Here is an 18,405-nt window from a genome sequence, read left to right on the forward strand (position 1 = left end):
GACGCTGCAGGCGCAGAGCGCGGACATCGACGCGGTGTCCGGCGCGACGATCACCAGCGAGGGCTACAAGAAGTCCCTGCAGGCCGCCATCGACGCACGCGCGGCGTCCTCCTCCTCGGACTCCGCCGCCTCCGCTTCCGCCGCGCCGGACACGTCGAACGAGGTCGTCGTCGGCTCGACCGTCCACACGGAGAAGGGTGACGTGCAGGTGGAGGTGACGTTCGACGGTGGCGAGATCACCGCCGTCCGGATGCTGAAGCAGCCGAACCACCCGCAGACCACGGCCGCCGTGCCGACGCTGATCGAGGAGACGCTGCAGGCGCAGAGCGCGGACATCGACGCGGTGTCCGGCGCGACGATCACCAGCGAGGGCTACAAGAAGTCCCTGCAGGCCGCCATCGACGCGAAGGGCGCCTGACATGCACCGGGTCGAGCACGTGATGGGTTTCCCCGTCTCCCTGCGGATCGACGACGAGCACGTCCCCGCCGGGCTCGCCGACGCCGTCTTCGCGTGGCTGCGCGAGGTCGACGAGCGGTTCAGCCCCTTCAAGGACGACAGCGAGGTGTCCCGCCTCGACCGGGGCGAGATCGCCCTCGGCGAGGTCAGCGCCGACCTCGCCGAGGTGCTCGACCTGTGCGAGCAGTACCGGGTCGCCACCGGCGGCGCCTTCGACGCCCGCCTGCCCGGCCGCGGCCTCGATCCCTGCGCCGTGGTCAAGGGCTGGTCGGTGCAGCGGGCGGCGGAGCTGCTCACGGCCGCGGGCGTACGGCGGTTCTGCCTGAACGCCGGGGGCGACGTGGTCGTCGCCGGCGGGCCATGGCGGGTGGGCGTACGGCACCCCGACCACGCCGACCGGGTGTGCGCGGTCCTGGAACTCGACCACGGGGCGGTCGCGACGTCCGCGCTGTACGAGCGGGGCGAGCACATCGTCGACGGCCGCACCGGACGTCCGGCGACCGGCCTGCTCAGCGTCACCGTCGTGGCCCCGACCCTGACGGAGGCGGACACCGCGGCCACCGCGGCGTTCGCGATGGGTGCGGAGGGCGTCGCCTGGGCGGCCGGACGGGAGCGCTGCGAGGTGTACGCCGTGGACGCCGGGCGGCGGGTGCGGCGTACGGCCGGGCTGCCCATGGCGGCATGACCGTCGGCGGGGACTGCAACCGGTCAGCACGCGACGTAACCCGTCGAAGTCCTGCAACACAACCGGTCTAGACTCTCCCCGCAACGGCCCGCCGCCATGGCGAGAGCGGGCAGCGACGGCCAAACCCGAAGGGCGTTCGGCGTTTTGATACGGATAGATTCAGTCACCAAGCGGTACCCGGACGGCACGGTGGCGGTCGACCGCCTGTCACTGGAGATACCGGACCGTTCGATCACGGTCCTCGTCGGGCCGTCGGGGTGCGGCAAGACCACCACCCTGCGGATGATCAACCGGATGGTCGAGCCGAGCGAGGGCCGTATCCTCCTCGACGACGTCGACATCATGCAGCAGCCGGTCAACACACTGCGCCGGTCCATGGGTTACGTCATCCAGAACGCCGGCCTCTTCCAGCACCGCACGATCGTCGACAACATCGCCACCGTGCCCCGCATGCTCGGCTGGGGCAAGGACAAGGCCCGCGCCCGGGCCCGGGAGTTGATGGAACGGGTCGGTCTGGACGCCTCCCTCGCCAAGCGGTACCCCTACCAGCTGTCCGGCGGGCAGCAGCAACGCGTCGGTGTGGCCCGGGCGTTGGCCGCCGACCCGCCCGTGCTGCTCATGGACGAGCCGTTCTCCGCCGTCGACCCCGTGGTCCGCAAGGGCCTGCAGGACGAACTCCTGCGAATCCAGGATGAGTTGGGCAAGACCATCGTCTTCGTCACCCATGACATCGACGAGGCCGTCAAGCTCGGCACCATGGTCGCCGTGATGCGCACCGGCGGCCGGCTCGCCCAGTTCGCGCCGCCCGCCGAGCTGCTGTCCCACCCCGCGGACGCCTTCGTCGAGGACTTCCTCGGCGCCGACCGCGGCATCCGGCGCCTGTCCTTCTTCCCGTCCGCCGGGCTGGAGTTGCTCACCACGCCGATCGTCGCCGTCGACGCCACGGCCGAGCAGATCGCCGCGCGCGACACGACGGACGTCCCCTATCTCCTCGTGACGGACCTGGACGGCAAGCCCCTCGGCTGGAGCGAGCCGCGGGAGCTGGCCGCCGGGAACATCGCGGTGGATCAACTCCTGTCGTACGGGCGGCCGTTCGTGGCAGGCACGGAATCGCTGCGGGCCGCGCTCGACTGCGCCGTCCTCTCGCCCACCGGCTGGGCCGTCGCCGTGGACGGCGAGGGCCGGGCGGCCGGGGTCGTCTCCCAGCAGGCCATCGGCGAGGCGATCCGTGGCGCCCACGCCGAGCGACGGACCGACGGGACGGCCGAGAAGGCCCAGAAGGTCGCGCGATGAACGAACTCTTCGACATGCCCAGCGACATCCAGCAGGGCTACTTCGGCGTGGTCGCACTGCACCTGCGCGAAGCACTGCTTCCGGTGCTGACCGGGCTGCTCGTGGCGCTGCCCGTCGCCCAGCTGTGCGTGCGGCTGCGCTGGCTGTACCCGCCCGTGCTGTGGGTGACGACCGTGCTGTACGCGATCCCGTCGCTCGCCTTCTTCGTCGTCCTCATCGACTACACCGGCCTGAGCGAGCTCACGGTGATGATCCCGCTGGCCGTCTACAGCCTGGTGGTGCTGGTCCCGGCGATCGTGGACGGTGTGCGGTCGGTGCCGCAGGAGACGCTGGCCGCCGCCACCGCCATGGGCTTCGGGCCCGTACGACGCTATGTCCAGGTGCAGTTGCCGATCGCGGCGCCCGCGATCATCGCCGGGTTGCGGGTGGCGTCGGTGTCGAGCATCTCCCTGGTCAGCGTCGGCATGCTGATCGGCAACGAGGGAGCCCTCGGCAACCTGCTCAACAGCGGCATGATCTACCACCAGGACCGGCTGATCTGGCTCTCCGTGGCGGGCACGGCCGTCCTCGCCATCCTCGTGGACGCCGCGTTGATCGTCCTGCGGCTGCTGTTGACGCCCTGGATGCCGCGCGGCGCCCGGAAGGACACGCGCACCGCCGCCGTCAAGGAGGCCGCCCGGTGAACGTCCTGAACCACATCGACGCCTTCTTCAGCGACAGCGCCCACTGGCAGGGCTACGACGGCATCCCGACGCGCGTCGTCGAGCACATCGAGTACACGCTGCTGGCGCTCGGCATCGCCGCCGCCATCGGACTGCCGATCGGCCTGCTCACCGGGCACACCGGGCGCGGCGGCAACACGCTCGCCCTGGTCGCCACCGCCGCCCGTGCGCTGCCCAGCTTCGGTCTGATGGTGCTGATGTTCGTGCTGCTCGGCCTGGGCATGGCCCCGGTGATGATCCCCCTGGTCGTGCTCGCCGTCCCGCCCATCCTGGTCACCACCTACGAGGCGATGCGCTCCGTGGACCCCGCCCCGGTGGACGCCGCTCGCGGCATGGGCATGGCCGAGGCCGGGGTCCTGTTCCGCGTCGAACTGCCGGTGGCCCTGCCGCTGATCCTGAGCGGACTGCGCTCGGCGGCCATCCAGATCGTCTCGACGGCCACCATCGCCGCGTACGTCAGCTTCGGCGGCATCGGCCGCTACATCATCGACGGCCTCTACCAGCAGAACTACGAGAAGGTCGTGGGCGGCGCCACCCTGGTCGCCGGGATGGCGCTCGCCACGCTCGCGGTGTTCTGGGCGATCGCCCGCCTCACGGTGTCGCCCGGCGTGCGCCGCAGCAGCTGAGTCATCCCTCGGTGCGGGCCAGCGCCAGCTCCAGTACGACGAGCAGCGCGTCCCGCACCGAGCCGCGCTCGCGGGCGTCGAACACGACCACCGGGACGTGCTCGGCGACGTCCAGCGCCCAGCGGACCTCCTCCAGGGCGTGCTCGACCTGCCCGTCGAAGGCGTTGATCGCCACGGCGAACGGGATCTGCCGGTGCTCGAAATAGTCGACGGCGGCATAGCAGTCGTCGAGCCGGCGGGTGTCGACGATGACGAGCGCGCCGACCGCCCCCTCCACGATGTCGTCCCACATGAAGCCGAACCGGTCCTGACCGGGCGTGCCGAACAGATACAGCTTCAGCGTGGGATCGATGGTGATGCAGCCGAAGTCCATCGCGACCGTGGTCGTGGTCTTGCGCGGGGTGTGGGAGAGGTCGTCCACCCCCGCCGCGACCTCGGTGATGGCGGCCTCGGTGGTCAGCGGCTCGATCTCGGAGATGGCGCCGACGGCGGTGGTCTTGCCCACGCCGAAGCCGCCCGCGATCACCATCTTCACCGGCAGCGGCGGCCGTACGGCCCGCTGCGCGGCCGCGCCGACGGTGAGCGGTTCAGTCGGTGTCACGGAGTACCCCCCGGGAGTCGGGGATGGCGCGGAGGCCATCGATAACCCTTCGCAGGACGGACGCGTCGTGGGTGACGGCGGCGTTCGGCACGTACACCGCCAGATGCCCGGCGGTGCGCAGGTCCTCGGCGAGGACCCGGACGACGTTGAGATGCAGCCGCAGCCGGGCCGCGATCTCGGCGATGGACTGCGGCTGCTTGCAGGCGGCAACGATGTCGTGCTGCTCGAAGGACAGCCGGTCGAGCGCGTCGAGCCCCTCGGCGGTGGCGATCACCTGGGTCTCGACCGGGATCGTCCGGCCGGACGCGGCCTCGCCCGCGCCCGCCACCCGGCCGGCGGTGACGAGGAACGGCCGTACGGCGGGGACGTGTCCGGCCGGGTCGGGGCCCGGGGGCGTCAAGCCGTCCGCCATGGGGTGTCTTCCTCCTCGACCGGGCGGTGACCGGTCAGCCCGTCGACGGGACGCCGACGCTGTTCTTCAGTTCGAGCACGAGCTGGGGGCTGAGCGCGGCACCGGCGCGGTTGGCGAACAGCGTCATCTCGTAGGCGATGTTGCCCAGTTTGGCCTCCTTGTCGGCGACCACGCCGAGCACGGCGCCGCTGCCGATCGCGGAGACCAGGACATGGCCGCCCTCCAGGTCGATGATGACCTTGTTGAGAGCGCCCAGGCCGTAGTTGCCGGAGGCGCCGGCGGCGAGGCTGGTGAGGCCGGAGACGATCGCCGCCAGCCGCTCGGAGTGGGCCCGCTCCCGCAGCTGTGCCACGGCGATGAGCAGGCCGTCGGAGGACACCGCGATGGCGTCGACGACGCCCGCGGTCTCGGTCGCGAAACGGTTGAGCAGCCATGTGAAGTCGGCTGCGGCGGCCCGCAGTTCGTCCGGCGTGGAGTCTCCCGTGGGAGTGCCACCTGTCGACGTGCTCACTGCTCCGCTCCTTCCGGGAGGTGGTTCTGGTCGTGCGAGTCGCTGGGTTCGTGGGTTTGGTCGGGAGCGCGGCTGTTGCCGGCGCCCTCGCTCGGGGTGTCGCTGTCGCGGTGGGCGCGTTCCACGGCCGCCTCGAACTCCTCCAGGGCGCTGCGGACCGCTTCCGCGTCGGCGGGGGCGGCGGCCGGACGGGCGGCCGTCTGCCGGTCGGCTTCGGCGGTCGTACGGAGCGTGGCGCCCCGGACGCGGCGGCGCAGCGGGCGGGAGCCGTCCGGCGCCGTCTCGGTGCGGGCCTTCGGGATCAGCGGCTTGTCGTCGCCTGCCGCGGGTTCGCGCCGGGGGACACGGCGGGGGAGGGGGGTGAGTTCGTCCGCGGGGGCGTCGCGCTGCGCAGGCGCGGTGTCCGGTGCGGCGTCCACCGGGTCCCCCGATACGGCCGGCACGGCGGCTGAGGGCCGCGGCCCGGCTGCTGGAGCCGGGACGGTCGCCGTCCGCGCACCCGCGCGGTCCTCCGCCATACCGCCGGAGACCACCGCGCTCATCGTGAGCAGCAGCGACGACGGGATCGACACCTCGGCCGTCACACCGCCCCCGGGCGTACGGGACAGGGTCACGCCGATCTCCCAGCGGCGGGCCAAGTTACCCACCACGAACAGGCCGAGCACCTTCGTCGGCACCAGGTCGAGACGCTCGCGCCGGATCAGCCGGGCGTTCTCCTCGGCCAGCCGCTCGGCGCTCATGCCCAGGCCGTGGTCGGCGACGGTGATCGTCGCACCGGAGTCGCCGCCGCGCACGGTCACCTCGACGGGGCTGCCGGCCGGGGAGAACGACACGGCGTTCTCCAGGAGTTCGGCCACCATCAGCGTCAGGTCGCCGACGATGTCCGGCTCCACCATGATCTCGGTACCGGCATGCAGTTCGACCCGCTGGTAGCCCTCGATCTGGCCGAGCGCGGCCCGTACGACGTTGGTGAGCGCGGTCGGCCCGGAGTCCAGGACGGTCTCGCGGATGCCGGCGAGCAGCATCAGGCTGTCCGCGTTGCGGCGCAGGCGGACCGCGATGTGGTCGATGTGGTAGAGGCGTTCGAGGAGAGCGGGGTCGGTCTCGCCCCGCTCGACGGCGTCGATGAGGGCGAGCTGCCGGGTCGTGAGGTTGCTGACCCGCCGGCCGACGTTGCCGAACATCTCGGCGACGTTGCGCCGGCTGAGCACCTGGCGTTCCAGCAGGGCGGCCGCGGTGGTCTGCACATGGTTGAAGGCCTCGGCGAGTTCGCCGATCTCGTCCTTCGCCGTGACCGGGATCTCGCGCAGCCGGGGCGGCGCATCGTCCTCGGCGTCGTCGTCGGCCACCCGGTCGAGCTCGCGGCCGGCGACGTCGGCGACCTGCCGGGCGGCCCCCGTGAGGGCCTGCACCGGCCGGACCACCGAGCGGCGCACCGCTACCGAGAAGGCGCCCCAGAGGAGGAAGCCGAGCAGGGCGAGGCTGAGCAGCCAGGCGGCGTTCCACAGGGCGTCGGTGGAGGCCTCGTCGGCGCGGTCGGCGATCTGGTCGATGAGCGAGGCGGTGATTTCCAGCCGGCTCTCGGACTGCTCGCGGTAGGCGGGGTAGGCAGAGAGGGCGAGGGTGAGCTTCGCCCGGGTCACGGCCGTCGACTCGGACTGCAGCGCGCTGGGGTCGATCTGCAGCTCGGCGTAATGCCGCAGGATGGTCGCCTGCGCGGAGCTGTGCTCGATGCCGCGCAGCTCCTCCGTCTGCTCGTCGGTGGCGAACCGGCCGAAGCGCTCGGCCTGGTGGTTGTACAGCTCGTACGCCCCGACCGCGCTGATGAACTCGATGAGCGCGTTGGAGTCGCCGGTCGTCGCCGAGAACACCGAGGTCTCGAAGGAGCTGTGCGCGGCGTCGGCACGCAGCAGGGAGTCCAGCAGGTTTCCCGTGAAGGTGGCCGCGAGGGCCGCGTTGCGGTCCAGGCCGAGGCCGTCGATCAGGCCCCTGGCGGCGTTGGTGTACGCCGGGTCGATGTTGTCGGCGGGCAGATAGCCCTGTTCGATCGTCCGCCGCAGGCTGCCCAGGCCGCTGACTTCTCGCAGCGCCTGCGCCTCGGTGTCCGGCAGCCGGTCGCCGAAGGTGGTGCGCACCTTCTCGACCTGGGCGTCGACCGCCTCCTGCGCCTCGCGGTAGTCGGACAGCTGGGCCTTGACGCCGCTGCCCCCCGCCTCGTACCGCACGGAGAGCAGAATGGCCCGCTGGTGCTCGGTCTCCACCCGCTCGACCAGCTTCGCGACCTGTGTGCTGCTGCGCACGAGCCGGGCGGCGTCCGCCGCCGTCCGCGCCTGGCTCACCTGGTCGGAGATGAGATAGGTGAGCAGCACGGCCAGCCCGGCGAGCGGCACGCCGACCAGCACGTTGAGCTTGCGGCGGAACGGCCAGCGGTCGGCGAAGCCCCGTATGCCACCCCCCGCTGCGGCTTCGCTCCGCTCGTTCGTGGACACCAGGCCTCCTTCGTGGGGTGTCGCACGGCGCGCGAAGAACGCGCGTGTCCGTTCGCGTGTCGTTTTGATCGGCTCCGGCCGGTGTGCGACGACACCGGTGCGGTCTGTGTCGCCGCTGTGACCGGAGAGCAACTCCGGTGAGACTATCGCCTCTTGGGTGGTGTGATCGTGCCACTCCAAGTCAAGAATCCGTTACAACCCGCTCCGCTTGAGGAGGCGTTCGTTCGCGGTTCCTTCACAACAGGTCACTCATCGAAGCCAATTGGTGACCTGGCTGCTCTTGACTGACCGAGAACTCGCTGGATTGGATCAGCGGGTGCGGTGTGTCCGCACCCGTACGCCGCACGCACCCGCACGTCCCGCCAACGCCAAGCTTCCCCACCACATCCTCAGCCCGGAACGGGAATTGTGACTTCTACCGTGAAGAGCAGCTGGTCCAGAACACGTCACCGCGGCGCGGCCGCCGTCGCCCTCGCCGCCGCGGCGGTGCTGGTCGCGGGCTGCGGCTCGTCGTCCGACGACGAGTCCGACAACCCGCTCTCGGAGGGCAAGGCGGACGGCGACACCGTCGTCGTCGGCTCCAACAACTTCGCCGAGAGCATCCTCCTCGCCGACATCTACGGCGAAGCCCTGAAGGCCAAGGGCATCAAGGTCGAGTACAAGCCGAACATCGGCAGCCGCGAGACCACCTACGGCCTGCTCAAGAACGGCTCCATCGCCGTTCTGCCCGAGTACAACGGCTCGCTCCTGGCCTACCTCGACCCCGAAGCGGAACAGAAGTCGGCCGAGTCCGTGAACGCCGCGGTCAAGTCCAAGCTGGACTCCAAGCTGACCCTGCTGGAATCGGCGCCGGCCGAGGACAAGGACTCCGTGTCCATCAACGCGGAGACCGCGAAGAAGTACGACCTCACCGCGCAGTCCACCCTCGCGGACCTGAAGGACATCGCCCCGGAACTGGTCATCGGCGGCTCGCCCGAGTTCCAGACCCGGCACCAGGGCCTTGTCGGGCTGGAGAAGGAATACGGCCTGAAGTTCAAGTCCTTCAAGGCCCTCGACGCCGGCGGCCCGCTCACCCAGGCAGCGCTGACCAAGAACACCGTGCAGGCCGCGGACATCTTCACCACCGACCCGACCATCACCAAGGAGAAGTTCGTCGTCCTGCAGGATCCGAAGAACCTCTTCGGGTTCGCCAACGTGACCCCGCTGGTCTACAAGAGCGGGCTCTCGCAGGAGGGCATCGACGCGCTCAACGCGGTCTCCGCCAAGCTCGACACCAAGACGCTGCTCGACCTGGACTCCCAGGTGCAGCTGGAGAACAAGGACCCGCTGGACGTGGCCAAGGCCTGGCTGAAGTCGGTGGGCCTGGACTAGTGCCGCGACAGGCACACCGGACGCCGCTCCTTGACGGGCAAACGTTGCCTGCCGCGGCACTAGGGCCTGTCGTGCGGTGACAGCCCCGCCAACCGGCCGTCACCGCACGGCGGTTCACCGCCGCCGTAGCCGCAGGGCCAGAGCCGCGCCGCCGGCGAGGGTCAGCACCGTGGCGGCTCCGATCGCCGGCAGGAGTGCGGAGGGACCGGAGCCGGTGCCTTCGGCGGATGCCACCGGGGTACCGGCGGGGGCCGTCCCGGGAGGTCGGTCACTGCTCCGGGCGTCGGTCGTCTTCGACGGAGCACTGCTCGCGCGGTCCTGCGGCCGGCCCGCCGTGAACATCACGTCGGAGCACGAGTAGTACGTGTCCGCTGTACTGCTGTTCTGCCATACCGTGTAGAGAACGTGACGCCCCGTCCGGTCCGAAGGCAGTGTCGTCCGGATCCGGTACGCGCCGTCCGCCAAGGCGGGGTTCTCGACTTCCGCGAACGGCCGCTCCGGCAGGTCGGACCAGGTCAGCGGCTTCGCCGGATCGTAACCGGGCTCGGTCAGATAGAGCCGGAACGTGCCGGTGTGCGGGATGGTCGAGGCATACGTCATGGTCAGCGACCCGCCCGGTGACAGGCGGGTGGCCGGCCAGTCGGGGCGGGGCAGGTCGAGGCCCCGGTAGGTGGACAGGCCCCCGCTGCACAACTGCCCGTCGGGGATCGTCTGCCGGTCCCTGCCGTTCACGTTCGCGACCCGGAGGTTGTCCCAGGCCGTGAAGGACGCGCCGTTGGCGGCGACGGCAGCCCGGCACGCCGCGGACCGGGCGCGCTCGCCGCCCTCGGGGGAGCAGGCCACCACCCGGCTGACCGGATCCGTCGGCGCGCCGTGCGCCTGCGCCGGACCCCCCGCCCAGAGGCCCAGCAGCAACGGGCCTACGGCGGCGGCCGCCAGGGCGGTGCGACATACGGTGGTCCGGGGCATGCGTCCCCTCTTCCTCGGCCGGTGCGCGAACGGTCTGCCGAGTGCAGTACGGGAAACCGGCCCGGCGCGTTCACGCGTCGACATGTGGCACCAAAGGGAACATCCGCGGTCAACCAGCTTATGGAAAGGGTGGGTTTCCGGTCGGATCAAGGGTTTCCCCTGTATCCGAGACACCGTCACGTTGCCTATCGTTCGAGCACAGACGACCCACAGGTAACCCCTGTTACGGGTCGCCCCTCGCGCCTGGCCGGCCATCGCGCTCCGCTTTTCGGTTCACCCCCCTCCGCTTCGACGACGAAGCGCATCGACCGCCGCTCCGCGCTGCCCGGAGACCGGCCACGAAAGGCAAGCCTTTGCGAACCTCCCCTGCCATCAGACGCAAGCTGATATCCGTCGCCGCCGTTTCCGCGACGCTGCTCACGGTCACCACCGCATCGGTCGCCGTGGCCCAGGAACCCGCACCTCAGGAAGCCACCGTCCCGGCCGCGCAGACCGAGGCCGCGCCCGGCACCCCCGCCGAACGCCTCATCGTCGGCTACAAGTCCGGCGCCGCGGAGGCGAAGTCGAACAAGGCCGCCGACGCCGACGCCGCGACCAAGGGCAAGGAGGCCGGCGAGAAGCTCGACTTCCAGCGCCGCCTCGGCACCGGGGCCGCCCTGGTCGACCTGGGCGAGAACCTCACGAAGCGCGATGTCGCCGATGTCGTCGCCGAGTACCAGGCCGACCCGCAGGTCGCCTATGTCGTACCGGACCGCCTCAACACCCCGCAGGCCGACCCGAACGACACCGACTACGCCAAGCAGTGGGACCTGTTCGAGGCCACCGCCGGCATGAACGTGCCGGCCGCCTGGCCGACCTCCACCGGCAGCGGTGTGACGGTCGCCGTCATCGACACCGGCTACGTCGCCCACTCCGACCTCGCCGCGAACATCGTCGGCGGCTACGACTTCATCGCCGACACCGCCGTCTCCGTGGACGGCGACGGCCGCGACGGCAACCCGGCCGACCCGGGCGACTGGTACAACGCCAACGAGTGCGGCTCCGGCATCCCGGCCAGCAACTCCTCCTGGCACGGCACGCACGTGGCCGGCACCATCGCCGCCGTCACCAACAACAGCAAGGGCATGGCGGGCATCGCGTACGGCGCGAAGATCTCCCCGGTGCGCGTGCTCGGCAAGTGCGGCGGCTACGACTCCGACATCATCGACGCCATCACCTGGGCGTCCGGCGGCACCGTTTCGGGTGTGCCCGCCAACTCCAACGTCGCCAAGGTCATCAACATGAGCCTCGGCGGCGACGGTGCCTGCACCTCGGCGACCCAGAGCGCCATCAACGCGGCCGTGAACCGGGGCACGACGATCGTCGTGGCCGCGGGCAACGACAACGACAACGTCGCGAACCACTCGCCGGGCAACTGCAACAACGTCATCTCGGTCGCCGCGACCAACCGCACCGGCGCGAAGGCCTCGTACTCCAACTACGGCTCCCTGGTGGACATCTCGGCCCCCGGCGGCCAGACCAGCACCGGCACCGCCAACGGCATCTACTCCACGCTGAACTCCGGCACCAGGACGCCGTCCACCGAGTCGTACGCCTACTACCAGGGCACCAGCATGGCCACCCCGCACATCGCGGGCCTCGCCGCGCTGATGAAGTCGGCCAAGTCCTCGCTGACCCCGGCCCAGATCGAGTCGGCGATCAAGTCCAACGCCCGTGCGCTGCCCGGCTCCTGCTCCGGCGGCTGCGGTGCGGGTCTGGCGGACGCCGCCAAGACGGTCCAGGCCGTGGCCGGTGGTACGTCCACCGGTACGACGTTCTCCAGCAGCTCCGCCGTCTCGATCCCGGACGCCGGTTCGGCCGTCGAGTCGCCGATCACCGTCAGCGGCCGCAGCGGCAACGCGCCCTCGGCCCTCCAGGTCGCGGTCGACATCACCCACACCTACCGCGGTGACCTGGTCATCGACCTGGTCGCACCGGACGGTTCGACGTACCGCCTGAAGTCCTCCAGCTCCTCGGACTCCGCGGACAACGTGAACACCACCTACTCGGTGAACGCATCCAGCGAGACCGCCAACGGCACCTGGAAGCTGCGCGTCCAGGACACGGCGGCACAGGACACGGGCCGGCTGAACAGCTGGAGCCTGACGTTCTGAACGGGCTCACGGTGAGCTGAGGCCGCGCGCCTCGTGAGCGGGCGGGCCGACCGGCGCGGAGGGGCGCCGGCCGGCCCGCCCGGTCGTCATGTGCGGAACGCCGGGAGGTGGTCTTGCGCCCAGTCCTGGTAGGTGCGGGCGGGACGGCCGAGGAGCGCTGCGACCGTTGGGTCCACGTGCCCCTTCGTCCCGTCCCGACCCCGCCTCGCGCTCTCCAGCAGGGCGTGGGCCACCGGTGCGGGGTAGCGGGCCAGGAGTCCGCTCAGTGCCTGGTCCTCCGTCAACTCTGTGAAGGTCAACGGCCGTTCCAGCAACTCGGCGAGAATCGCCGTCTGTTCCACGGGGCTGACCGGCTCGGGACCGGTGAGCGCGTACGCCCGCCCCGCGTGGTTCTCCGGGGCCGTCAGTGCCCGTACCGCCACCTCCGCGATGTCCCTGGGGTCGACCGCGACGACCGCCGTCGTGCCGTTCAGGGCGCGCACCACGCCCTCCTCCCGCACCGAACGCGCCCAGCCCAGCGTGTTGGACATGAAGGCACGCGGCCGCAACAGGGTCCACGACAGGCCCGAGTCGAGCAGCAGCCGCTCGTTCTCCCGCTGCCACCGCGTGACCAGATCCGTGGCGTCGGACTCTGTCACCGACAGGGTCGTCAGCTTCACCACATGGCGAACTCCCGCCGCGCGCGCGGCCGTCAGGAAGTTCTCGTCGTGGGCGTGTGTCAGCGGATCCGCCGTGACGAGCAGCGCGGCCCGCACGCCGGTCAGTGCCCGTAGCAGGCCGTCCCGGTCGGCGAGGTCGCCGGCCACCACCTCGACCCGCGGACCGGTCAGGCCGGCCGCGCGGCTCGGATCACGGGTCAGCAGACGCAGCGGCACGGAGCCGGCCAGACGCCGGGCCACCAGAGAGCCGACGGTGCCGGTGGCCCCGGTCAGCAGGATCACGAGACCGCCTTGTCGAGGGCATCGAGCGAGTCCAGCACCCGGGCGCCCCGGTCGGCCCCGCTGTCGAGGCCGAGCAGCAGTCCAGGCACCGCGATGCTCGGCAGCATGTGGGACCACAGCACGGACAGCCGCCGGCCCAGATCGGACCGGTCCGTCAGTGCGCGCGCCATCAGCTGGATGCCGGTGAAGGAGCCCACCAGCAGCTCCACCGTGTCCCGCGGCTCCACTGTCGGCAGCAACTCCCCTTGCTTGTACGCCTGTTCCATCAGCGGTGTCAGATGGTCGACCCACTGCCGGAACGGTCCGGTGTGATCGACCCCGGGTGGCGCGCACTGGTCCACCGCCAGCCGCACACTGCCCCGGAGCAGGGCGCTGCTCAGCAGCCGCTGGCCGACGACAAAGGTGATGTCGATGACCTCCTGCAACTTGCAGGGCTGCGAGGGGATCGCGCCGAACGGCACCTGCTCGTCAAGGACCGCCTGGGCGAGGGACTCCTTGGACGGGAAGTGGAAGTACAGCGCGCCCTTGGTGACTTCGGCCCGCTCCAGCACCATGGCGATGGTGGTGGAGGTGTAGCCGTGTTCGTCGAAGACCGCGCCGGCGGCTTCCAGGATCGCCCTGCGTGTTCTGATGGCGCGTTCCTGTTTCGCCATGAGAGACCCTCCCCGGCGCCCTGTTGGCCGGTTCTTGCCGTGAGCGCCACGATCGTGCCGGAACTGCCCCGATCATAGAGTGCTACGGAGTGATCTCATTGAAAACAAACCGGTCGCCTCGTATTCTTACGCTCACTCGCAGCGGATGGTTCACCGTCCGCCTGGCCTTCGGGGGACCGTAGGAGTGACATGCCTCAACCGCTTGCCGAGACCCCGTCCCTGATGACGACAGTTCCCCGGCAGTTCGTCCACCGTGCGGCCGTCACCGAGACCTTCCTCACCGACTGGAGCCGGAAGGGAGCCGACCGTTTCTCGGCGTCCGCCCAGTGGCCCCGCGCCCATGGGTTACACGTGTCGTCCGACCGTTCCGCGTACGAACCGCTGCTCGTCGTGGAGACGATCCGCCAGGCCGGAACCCTGATCGCGCACACCGAGTACGACGTGCCCCTGGGGTACCACTTCGTGCTCCAGCAGTTCGAAGTCGACACGTTTCCCGAGCACTTGACGGTCGGCCCGATACCGGCCGAGCCGCTCGTCGAGCTCGACTTCTTCGACGTGCGCTACCGCGGCGGCCGCCCGGCCGGCGCCCGCTACACCGCCGAGGTGCTGGTCGACGGCGCCCGCGTGGCCTCCGCACGCGTTGCCTTCACCTGCGTCGGCGACTCGGTCTACCGCAGGCTGCGCGGCGGCCGCACCCCGGACACCGTCTCCGCACCGCCCGTGCCGCCCGGACTCCCGGCGGACGCCGTGGGGCGCGCCCTGTCCACGGACGTCGTACTGGCGCCGACCGAACGCGACGATCGCTGGCAGCTGCGAATCGATACCGCACATCCCGTTTTCTTCGACCACCCCCTCGACCACGCACCAGGCATGCTCCTGCTGGAGGCGGCCCGCCAGGCGGCCTGGGCGCGAGCGACGAAGGCCGGCTCGCCCGCCTCCTTCCACGCCGTCTTCCATCGCTACGCCGAACTGGACGAACCCGTCTGGATCGAGGCTGCGAAAGAGGAGGAGCCGGGTATCCGAGTCGTGGCCACGCAGGGGGAGTCGAAGGTCTTCGAGTGCCTCGTGGGGTTCATCACCGAGTGAGCTATGGTGTGCGGAGGTAAGAAAAAAACGGCGTAACCCGTTTCATTTCAGGGGGAGTCCAGCCGATGGCGAGGCAGTTGCGAGCCGAACAGACCCGCGCGACGATCATCACGGCCGCCGCCGATCTGTTCGACCGTCACGGCTACGAGTCGACCAGCCTGAGCGACATCGTCGAGCACGCCCAAGTCACCAAGGGCGCCCTGTACTTCCACTTCGCGGCGAAGGAAGACCTGGCCCACGCCATCATGGAAATCCAGTCGCAGGCCTCGCGGCAGCTCGTCCGCGAGGTGGACGGCCGGGACTGCTCGTCGCTCGAAGCCCTGATGCGCATCACCTTCGGCCTCACCCGGCTCACCGTCGAGGGTCCGGTCGCCCGAGCCGGCCTCCGGCTCGCCACCGGTGGAGTGGGGGTGCGGCCACCGATGCCGCATCCCTTCACCGAGTGGCTGGAGATCGTCTCGCGCAGACTGCTCGGCGCCGTCAAGGAGTCCGACATCCACCCCGACGTGGACGTCGACGTCGTCGCCCACTCGGTCGTCAGCTTCTTCGTCGGCATACGTGTCACCGGCCGCACCCTGGAATCCCTGCTCCGGCTGCCCCGCCGGGTGACCGAGATGTGGTACGTCCTCATCCGTGGCCTCGTGCCCGTGACCAGGCGCCCGCGCTATCTCGGCCTCGCCGTACAGCTGGAGCGGGAGATCAGAACGGCCTGAGCGGCGCGGTACGGTGAGCCGCATGCCTGCCTCCGCGCCCCTGATCCTCGGCAACGAACCCGGCTCCTTCCCGCACAGCGTGCTGGCCGAACGCCATCCAGCGATCATCCGGCAGGTGCGGGAGGCCTTCCCGTACGGCCCCGACCGCCGGCGCGCGCTGGACGCGCTGCTCGCGAGCTGCGCCAAGGGCGTGATCGAACCGCTCCCCGCCGACGCGCACGACCGGGACCGCTGGGCCGCCTGGGGGCTCGACACCTACGCCGGGCGTTCCTGGTTCGACGTGCCCTGGCTGTGGTCCGAGAGCTACTTCTACCGCCAACTCCTCGAATCCGTCGGATACTTCGACCCCGGCCCCTGGCAGGGCATCGACCCCTTCCGCCCCGACAAGCTCGCCGAGCTCGACGCACCGCAGACGGACGAGGAACTCGCAGCGCTCGACGCCCTGGAGGACCGCCCGGCCGGCGAACGGGACCGGGCCCTGTTGCACGGCTCGCTCTGGGGCAACCGCGCAGACCTGGGCTTCCGGCTGTCCGCGGGCGGAGCCGACACCTCGGCTGCCGTCCCCGGCCTGGTCGCCGACGACAGCGAGACCCTGTGGTCGCTGCTCCCGCCCTCCGGCGCGGGCACCCTGTGCCTGATCGCCGACAACTCCGGCCGCGAGCTCATCCCCGACCTGCTCCTCATCGCGCATCTGCTCGCCGGGGGCCGCGTCGAGCGGGCGGTCCTGCACGTCAAGCCGCACCCGTACTACGTCTCCGACGCGACCCCGGCCGATGTGCTCGACGCGCTGCGCCGGCTGACGGCGGCGCCGGGCGCGGCCCGAGGCTACGGGCGGCGGCTGTGGGCGGCGCTGACCGACGGCCGCCTCACGGTGCGGGCCCACCCCTTCTCCTGCGGCCCGCTGCCGTACGCCGAGATGCCCGACGACCTGCGCGCCGAGTTCGCCGCCGCCACGGTGACGATCGTGAAGGGCGACCTCAACTACCGCCGCCTCGTGGGCGACCGGCTGTGGCCCCCGACGACGCCGTTCCCCGACGTCACCGGCTACTTCCCCGGTCCGGTCGCCGCTCTGCGCACCCTGAAGTCCGACGTGATCTGCGGCCTCGACGCCGGCACCGAGGCCGCGCTGGACGCCGCGGAAGGCCGACGCTGGCGGGTCGGCGGCACGCATGCCCTGATCCAGGTCAGGGCATGAGACCGCGTCAGGTCGTGTGCCCGGGCCATGGCCGGTGGGCGGTGGCCCGGGAAGGGCGCGCGGACCGACGGTGTCGCGCCCGGCACACCGGAGCGGCGGTAGCCCCTCGCGCGACCGCACTGCTCCGGCGCCGGCAGCGGTAACCGGCTCAGCCCAGGCGTACGTCCTGCCACACCAACCGGTGGTCCGACGTCGGGACCGGCCAGCCGCTGCCGACGAGGCGGTACAGCGGGTCGTCGGACGTCGGCCAGAACACACCGTTCGAGACCGGCGTCAGCCCCTTGGAGGGGATGACGTAGTCCACTCGGAGGTTGCCGGGCGCGGTGTCGGAGAAGTCGGCCGTGTCGTAGGCCGGGTTGCCGGTGTGCGCGGTGTTGGCACCGCCCTGGAGCCGCGCGGCCTCCACACCGCCCGCGCTCGAGGGTGGCGTGGCCGGCAGATTCACCGCGGGGTGGTCGAGCAACTGCCGGATGGCGTCGCCGTAGCTGTCCCCGTCGTACGGGTCGGCGTTCTGGTCACCGGCGATGACGAAGCGCGCACCGGGCCGCAGCCCGCCGCGTACGCCCTTGTCGTCGTACAGGTAGGAGCAGCGCCTGCGCCCGCCGATGTAGTCCGCCCACAGCCGGATCTCGTCGTGGTTGCGCCGGCCGTTGCGGTCCTCGACGCCGTCGAAGGTGGGCGGCGTCGGGTGCGAGACGAGGAAGTGCACGGTCTCGTGGCCGATGCGGACCGGCACGTCCCAGTGGCTCTTGGAGGACAACCGGAAGACCGCCTCGGCCTCGTCGCTGTAGTAGTCCTTCGGGAGGAGGTTGTCCGGCATGTCCTTCCACAGGAAGCGCTGGAAGGTGCGCACCGCGCGCGTGGCGATGGGGTACTTGGAGAGCACGAGCATGCCGTACTGGCCGGGGAACCAGCCGTACCCGAAGGCGTCCTGGCCGTACGCGTCCGAACCGGGCGTCGTGACCGCGCCGCCCCGCCCGTCGAAGTCGACCCCGGAGGCGACGCCCGTGTTGACCGGGCCCGTGTAGTGGTACCGGTAGTGGACCGGGCGGGCGCCGTTCTGGCTCATGGCCAGGTAGTTGCGCCGGAACAGGCGCGCCGCTGTGCCGTCGGCGTCGTAGTCGAACTCGTTGATCAGCAGGACGTCCGGGTCGACCCGCTGGATGGTCTCGGCGGCATTGCGCGCCTGCACGTTGTCCGCAGCGGACAGGTCGGTGACGAGTGCGCCCTGAGTGCCGCGGTTCAGCGAGGCGTTGAACGTGGCGAACCGCACCGTCCGCCGGGGGCCGGTGGCCGACGCCGGGAACGCCGCTGTACCGGCCAGCGCCGCCCCGGCGAGCGAGGCGAGCGCGGCGCGGCGGGAGAGGTCTCTAGGGTGGTCCATCGGGACTCCGGGAGGTCGGGGACATGTGAATTTCCGTAGTCTGCGCGCGTAGAGATGAACGCCACAAGTCCCGTCGAGAACTCCCGGATTCACCCCCGATTCATCTCGAACGAAGTCGATTCACCTTGAGCCTTGCGAGGATGT

18 protein-coding genes are annotated in these 18,405 nt (G+C 70.8%); 10 read left to right on the top strand and 8 right to left on the bottom strand.

Annotation, left to right across the window (positions count from 1 at the left end; genetic code table 11):
- From ACFVJQ_RS16650 to ACFVJQ_RS16670, 5 genes are all read left to right on the top strand, one after another.
- A partial coding sequence (locus tag ACFVJQ_RS16650) for an FMN-binding protein (protein ID WP_385784465.1) occupies positions 1-418 on the top strand: 418 nt, incomplete at its 5' end.
- A 1-nt stretch (position 419) separates the two neighbouring features.
- Positions 420-1,142, top strand: a complete 723-nt coding sequence (locus ACFVJQ_RS16655; protein WP_385509582.1) for an FAD:protein FMN transferase — start codon at positions 420-422, stop codon at positions 1,140-1,142.
- A gap of 144 nt (positions 1,143-1,286) precedes the next feature.
- On the top strand, positions 1,287-2,435 hold the full coding sequence (locus ACFVJQ_RS16660; protein WP_385784467.1) for an ABC transporter ATP-binding protein: 1,149 nt from the start codon (positions 1,287-1,289) through the stop codon (positions 2,433-2,435).
- Complete coding sequence (locus ACFVJQ_RS16665) at positions 2,432-3,118, top strand: ABC transporter permease (protein WP_385784470.1); 687 nt, start codon at positions 2,432-2,434, stop codon at positions 3,116-3,118. The genes ACFVJQ_RS16660 and ACFVJQ_RS16665 overlap by 4 nt, the downstream gene beginning before the upstream one ends.
- Complete coding sequence (locus ACFVJQ_RS16670; protein WP_385509586.1) at positions 3,115-3,783, top strand: ABC transporter permease; 669 nt, start codon at positions 3,115-3,117, stop codon at positions 3,781-3,783. The genes ACFVJQ_RS16665 and ACFVJQ_RS16670 overlap by 4 nt, the downstream gene beginning before the upstream one ends.
- 1 nt (position 3,784) lies before the next feature.
- On the opposite strand, the gene ACFVJQ_RS16675 is transcribed toward ACFVJQ_RS16670, so the two are convergent.
- Genes ACFVJQ_RS16675 through ACFVJQ_RS16690 form a run of 4 tightly spaced genes read right to left on the bottom strand, consistent with a single transcriptional unit; the run spans position 3,785 to position 7,796 of the window.
- Entirely contained in the window at positions 3,785-4,384 is a 600-nt protein-coding gene (locus ACFVJQ_RS16675; protein WP_385509587.1) for an ATP/GTP-binding protein, read from the bottom strand.
- The gene (locus ACFVJQ_RS16680; RefSeq protein ID WP_224738374.1) at positions 4,371-4,796 is read right to left on the bottom strand and encodes a DUF742 domain-containing protein; all 426 of its coding nucleotides are present in this window, start codon (positions 4,794-4,796) and stop codon (positions 4,371-4,373) included. The genes ACFVJQ_RS16675 and ACFVJQ_RS16680 overlap by 14 nt, the downstream gene beginning before the upstream one ends.
- A gap of 34 nt (positions 4,797-4,830) precedes the next feature.
- Positions 4,831-5,307, bottom strand: coding sequence for a roadblock/LC7 domain-containing protein (locus ACFVJQ_RS16685; protein WP_224738375.1), 477 nt, complete (start codon positions 5,305-5,307; stop codon positions 4,831-4,833).
- Positions 5,304-7,796 carry an ATP-binding protein gene (locus tag ACFVJQ_RS16690; protein WP_385784474.1) on the bottom strand — a complete coding sequence of 831 codons (2,493 nt, stop codon included), beginning with the start codon at positions 7,794-7,796 and terminating at the stop codon, positions 5,304-5,306. Before ACFVJQ_RS16690 ends, ACFVJQ_RS16685 begins: the two co-directional genes overlap by 4 nt.
- A gap of 408 nt (positions 7,797-8,204) precedes the next feature.
- On the opposite strand from ACFVJQ_RS16690, the gene ACFVJQ_RS16695 reads away from it, so the two are divergent.
- Positions 8,205-9,167, top strand: coding sequence for an ABC transporter substrate-binding protein (locus ACFVJQ_RS16695; protein ID WP_385509589.1), 963 nt, complete (start codon positions 8,205-8,207; stop codon positions 9,165-9,167).
- Between the two features lie 114 nt (positions 9,168-9,281).
- Here ACFVJQ_RS16695 and ACFVJQ_RS16700 read toward each other — a convergent pair whose 3' ends face one another.
- Positions 9,282-10,136, bottom strand: coding sequence for a lytic polysaccharide monooxygenase (locus ACFVJQ_RS16700; protein WP_385509590.1), 855 nt, complete (start codon positions 10,134-10,136; stop codon positions 9,282-9,284).
- Between the two features lie 353 nt (positions 10,137-10,489).
- Between ACFVJQ_RS16700 and ACFVJQ_RS16705 the strand changes: the two genes are divergently transcribed.
- Complete coding sequence (locus ACFVJQ_RS16705; RefSeq protein WP_385784478.1) at positions 10,490-12,289, top strand: S8 family serine peptidase; 1,800 nt, start codon at positions 10,490-10,492, stop codon at positions 12,287-12,289.
- 86 nt (positions 12,290-12,375) lie between these two features.
- On the opposite strand, the gene ACFVJQ_RS16710 is transcribed toward ACFVJQ_RS16705, so the two are convergent.
- A complete protein-coding gene (locus ACFVJQ_RS16710; RefSeq protein ID WP_385784481.1) occupies positions 12,376-13,230 on the bottom strand; it encodes an NAD(P)H-binding protein in 855 nt (284 codons plus the stop codon).
- Entirely contained in the window at positions 13,227-13,883 is a 657-nt protein-coding gene (locus ACFVJQ_RS16715) for a ScbR family autoregulator-binding transcription factor (RefSeq protein WP_385509593.1), read from the bottom strand. Before ACFVJQ_RS16715 ends, ACFVJQ_RS16710 begins: the two co-directional genes overlap by 4 nt.
- Before the next feature lie 189 nt (positions 13,884-14,072).
- Between ACFVJQ_RS16715 and ACFVJQ_RS16720 the strand changes: the two genes are divergently transcribed.
- The 3 genes from ACFVJQ_RS16720 to ACFVJQ_RS16730 all read left to right on the top strand — a co-directional run bounded on the left by ACFVJQ_RS16720 (position 14,073) and on the right by ACFVJQ_RS16730 (position 16,877).
- Positions 14,073-14,969, top strand: a complete 897-nt coding sequence (locus ACFVJQ_RS16720; RefSeq protein WP_385509594.1) for a ScbA/BarX family gamma-butyrolactone biosynthesis protein — start codon at positions 14,073-14,075, stop codon at positions 14,967-14,969.
- A 65-nt stretch (positions 14,970-15,034) separates the two neighbouring features.
- The gene (locus ACFVJQ_RS16725) at positions 15,035-15,682 is read left to right on the top strand and encodes a ScbR family autoregulator-binding transcription factor (protein ID WP_385509595.1); all 648 of its coding nucleotides are present in this window, start codon (positions 15,035-15,037) and stop codon (positions 15,680-15,682) included.
- A gap of 22 nt (positions 15,683-15,704) precedes the next feature.
- Entirely contained in the window at positions 15,705-16,877 is a 1,173-nt protein-coding gene (locus tag ACFVJQ_RS16730) for a damage-control phosphatase ARMT1 family protein (protein WP_385509596.1), read from the top strand.
- A gap of 148 nt (positions 16,878-17,025) precedes the next feature.
- On the opposite strand, the gene ACFVJQ_RS16735 is transcribed toward ACFVJQ_RS16730, so the two are convergent.
- Positions 17,026-18,261 (bottom strand): endonuclease/exonuclease/phosphatase family protein, encoded by a 1,236-nt coding sequence (locus ACFVJQ_RS16735; protein WP_385784487.1) that lies wholly within the window; start codon positions 18,259-18,261, stop codon positions 17,026-17,028.
- Between the last annotated feature and the right edge of the window lie 144 nt (positions 18,262-18,405).

The organism is Streptomyces sp. NPDC127197, assembly GCF_042672405.1.
GTDB classification, from domain to species: Bacteria; Actinomycetota; Actinomycetes; order Streptomycetales; family Streptomycetaceae; genus Streptomyces; species Streptomyces flavusporus.

What these genes read in the sequence shown, in the direction of transcription:
- ACFVJQ_RS16735 (WP_385784487.1), bottom strand. Translation starts at nt 18,261, where the DNA reads ATGGACCACCCTAGAGACCTCTCCCGCCGCGCCGCGCTCGCCTCGCTC.
- ACFVJQ_RS16665 (WP_385784470.1), top strand. Translation starts at nt 2,432, where the DNA reads ATGAACGAACTCTTCGACATGCCCAGCGACATCCAGCAGGGCTACTTC.
- ACFVJQ_RS16730 (WP_385509596.1), top strand. Translation starts at nt 15,705, where the DNA reads ATGCCTGCCTCCGCGCCCCTGATCCTCGGCAACGAACCCGGCTCCTTC.
- ACFVJQ_RS16655 (WP_385509582.1), top strand. Translation starts at nt 420, where the DNA reads ATGCACCGGGTCGAGCACGTGATGGGTTTCCCCGTCTCCCTGCGGATC.
- ACFVJQ_RS16720 (WP_385509594.1), top strand. Translation starts at nt 14,073, where the DNA reads ATGCCTCAACCGCTTGCCGAGACCCCGTCCCTGATGACGACAGTTCCC.
- ACFVJQ_RS16725 (WP_385509595.1), top strand. Translation starts at nt 15,035, where the DNA reads ATGGCGAGGCAGTTGCGAGCCGAACAGACCCGCGCGACGATCATCACG.
- ACFVJQ_RS16700 (WP_385509590.1), bottom strand. Translation starts at nt 10,136, where the DNA reads ATGCCCCGGACCACCGTATGTCGCACCGCCCTGGCGGCCGCCGCCGTA.
- ACFVJQ_RS16715 (WP_385509593.1), bottom strand. Translation starts at nt 13,883, where the DNA reads ATGGCGAAACAGGAACGCGCCATCAGAACACGCAGGGCGATCCTGGAA.
- ACFVJQ_RS16680 (WP_224738374.1), bottom strand. Translation starts at nt 4,796, where the DNA reads ATGGCGGACGGCTTGACGCCCCCGGGCCCCGACCCGGCCGGACACGTC.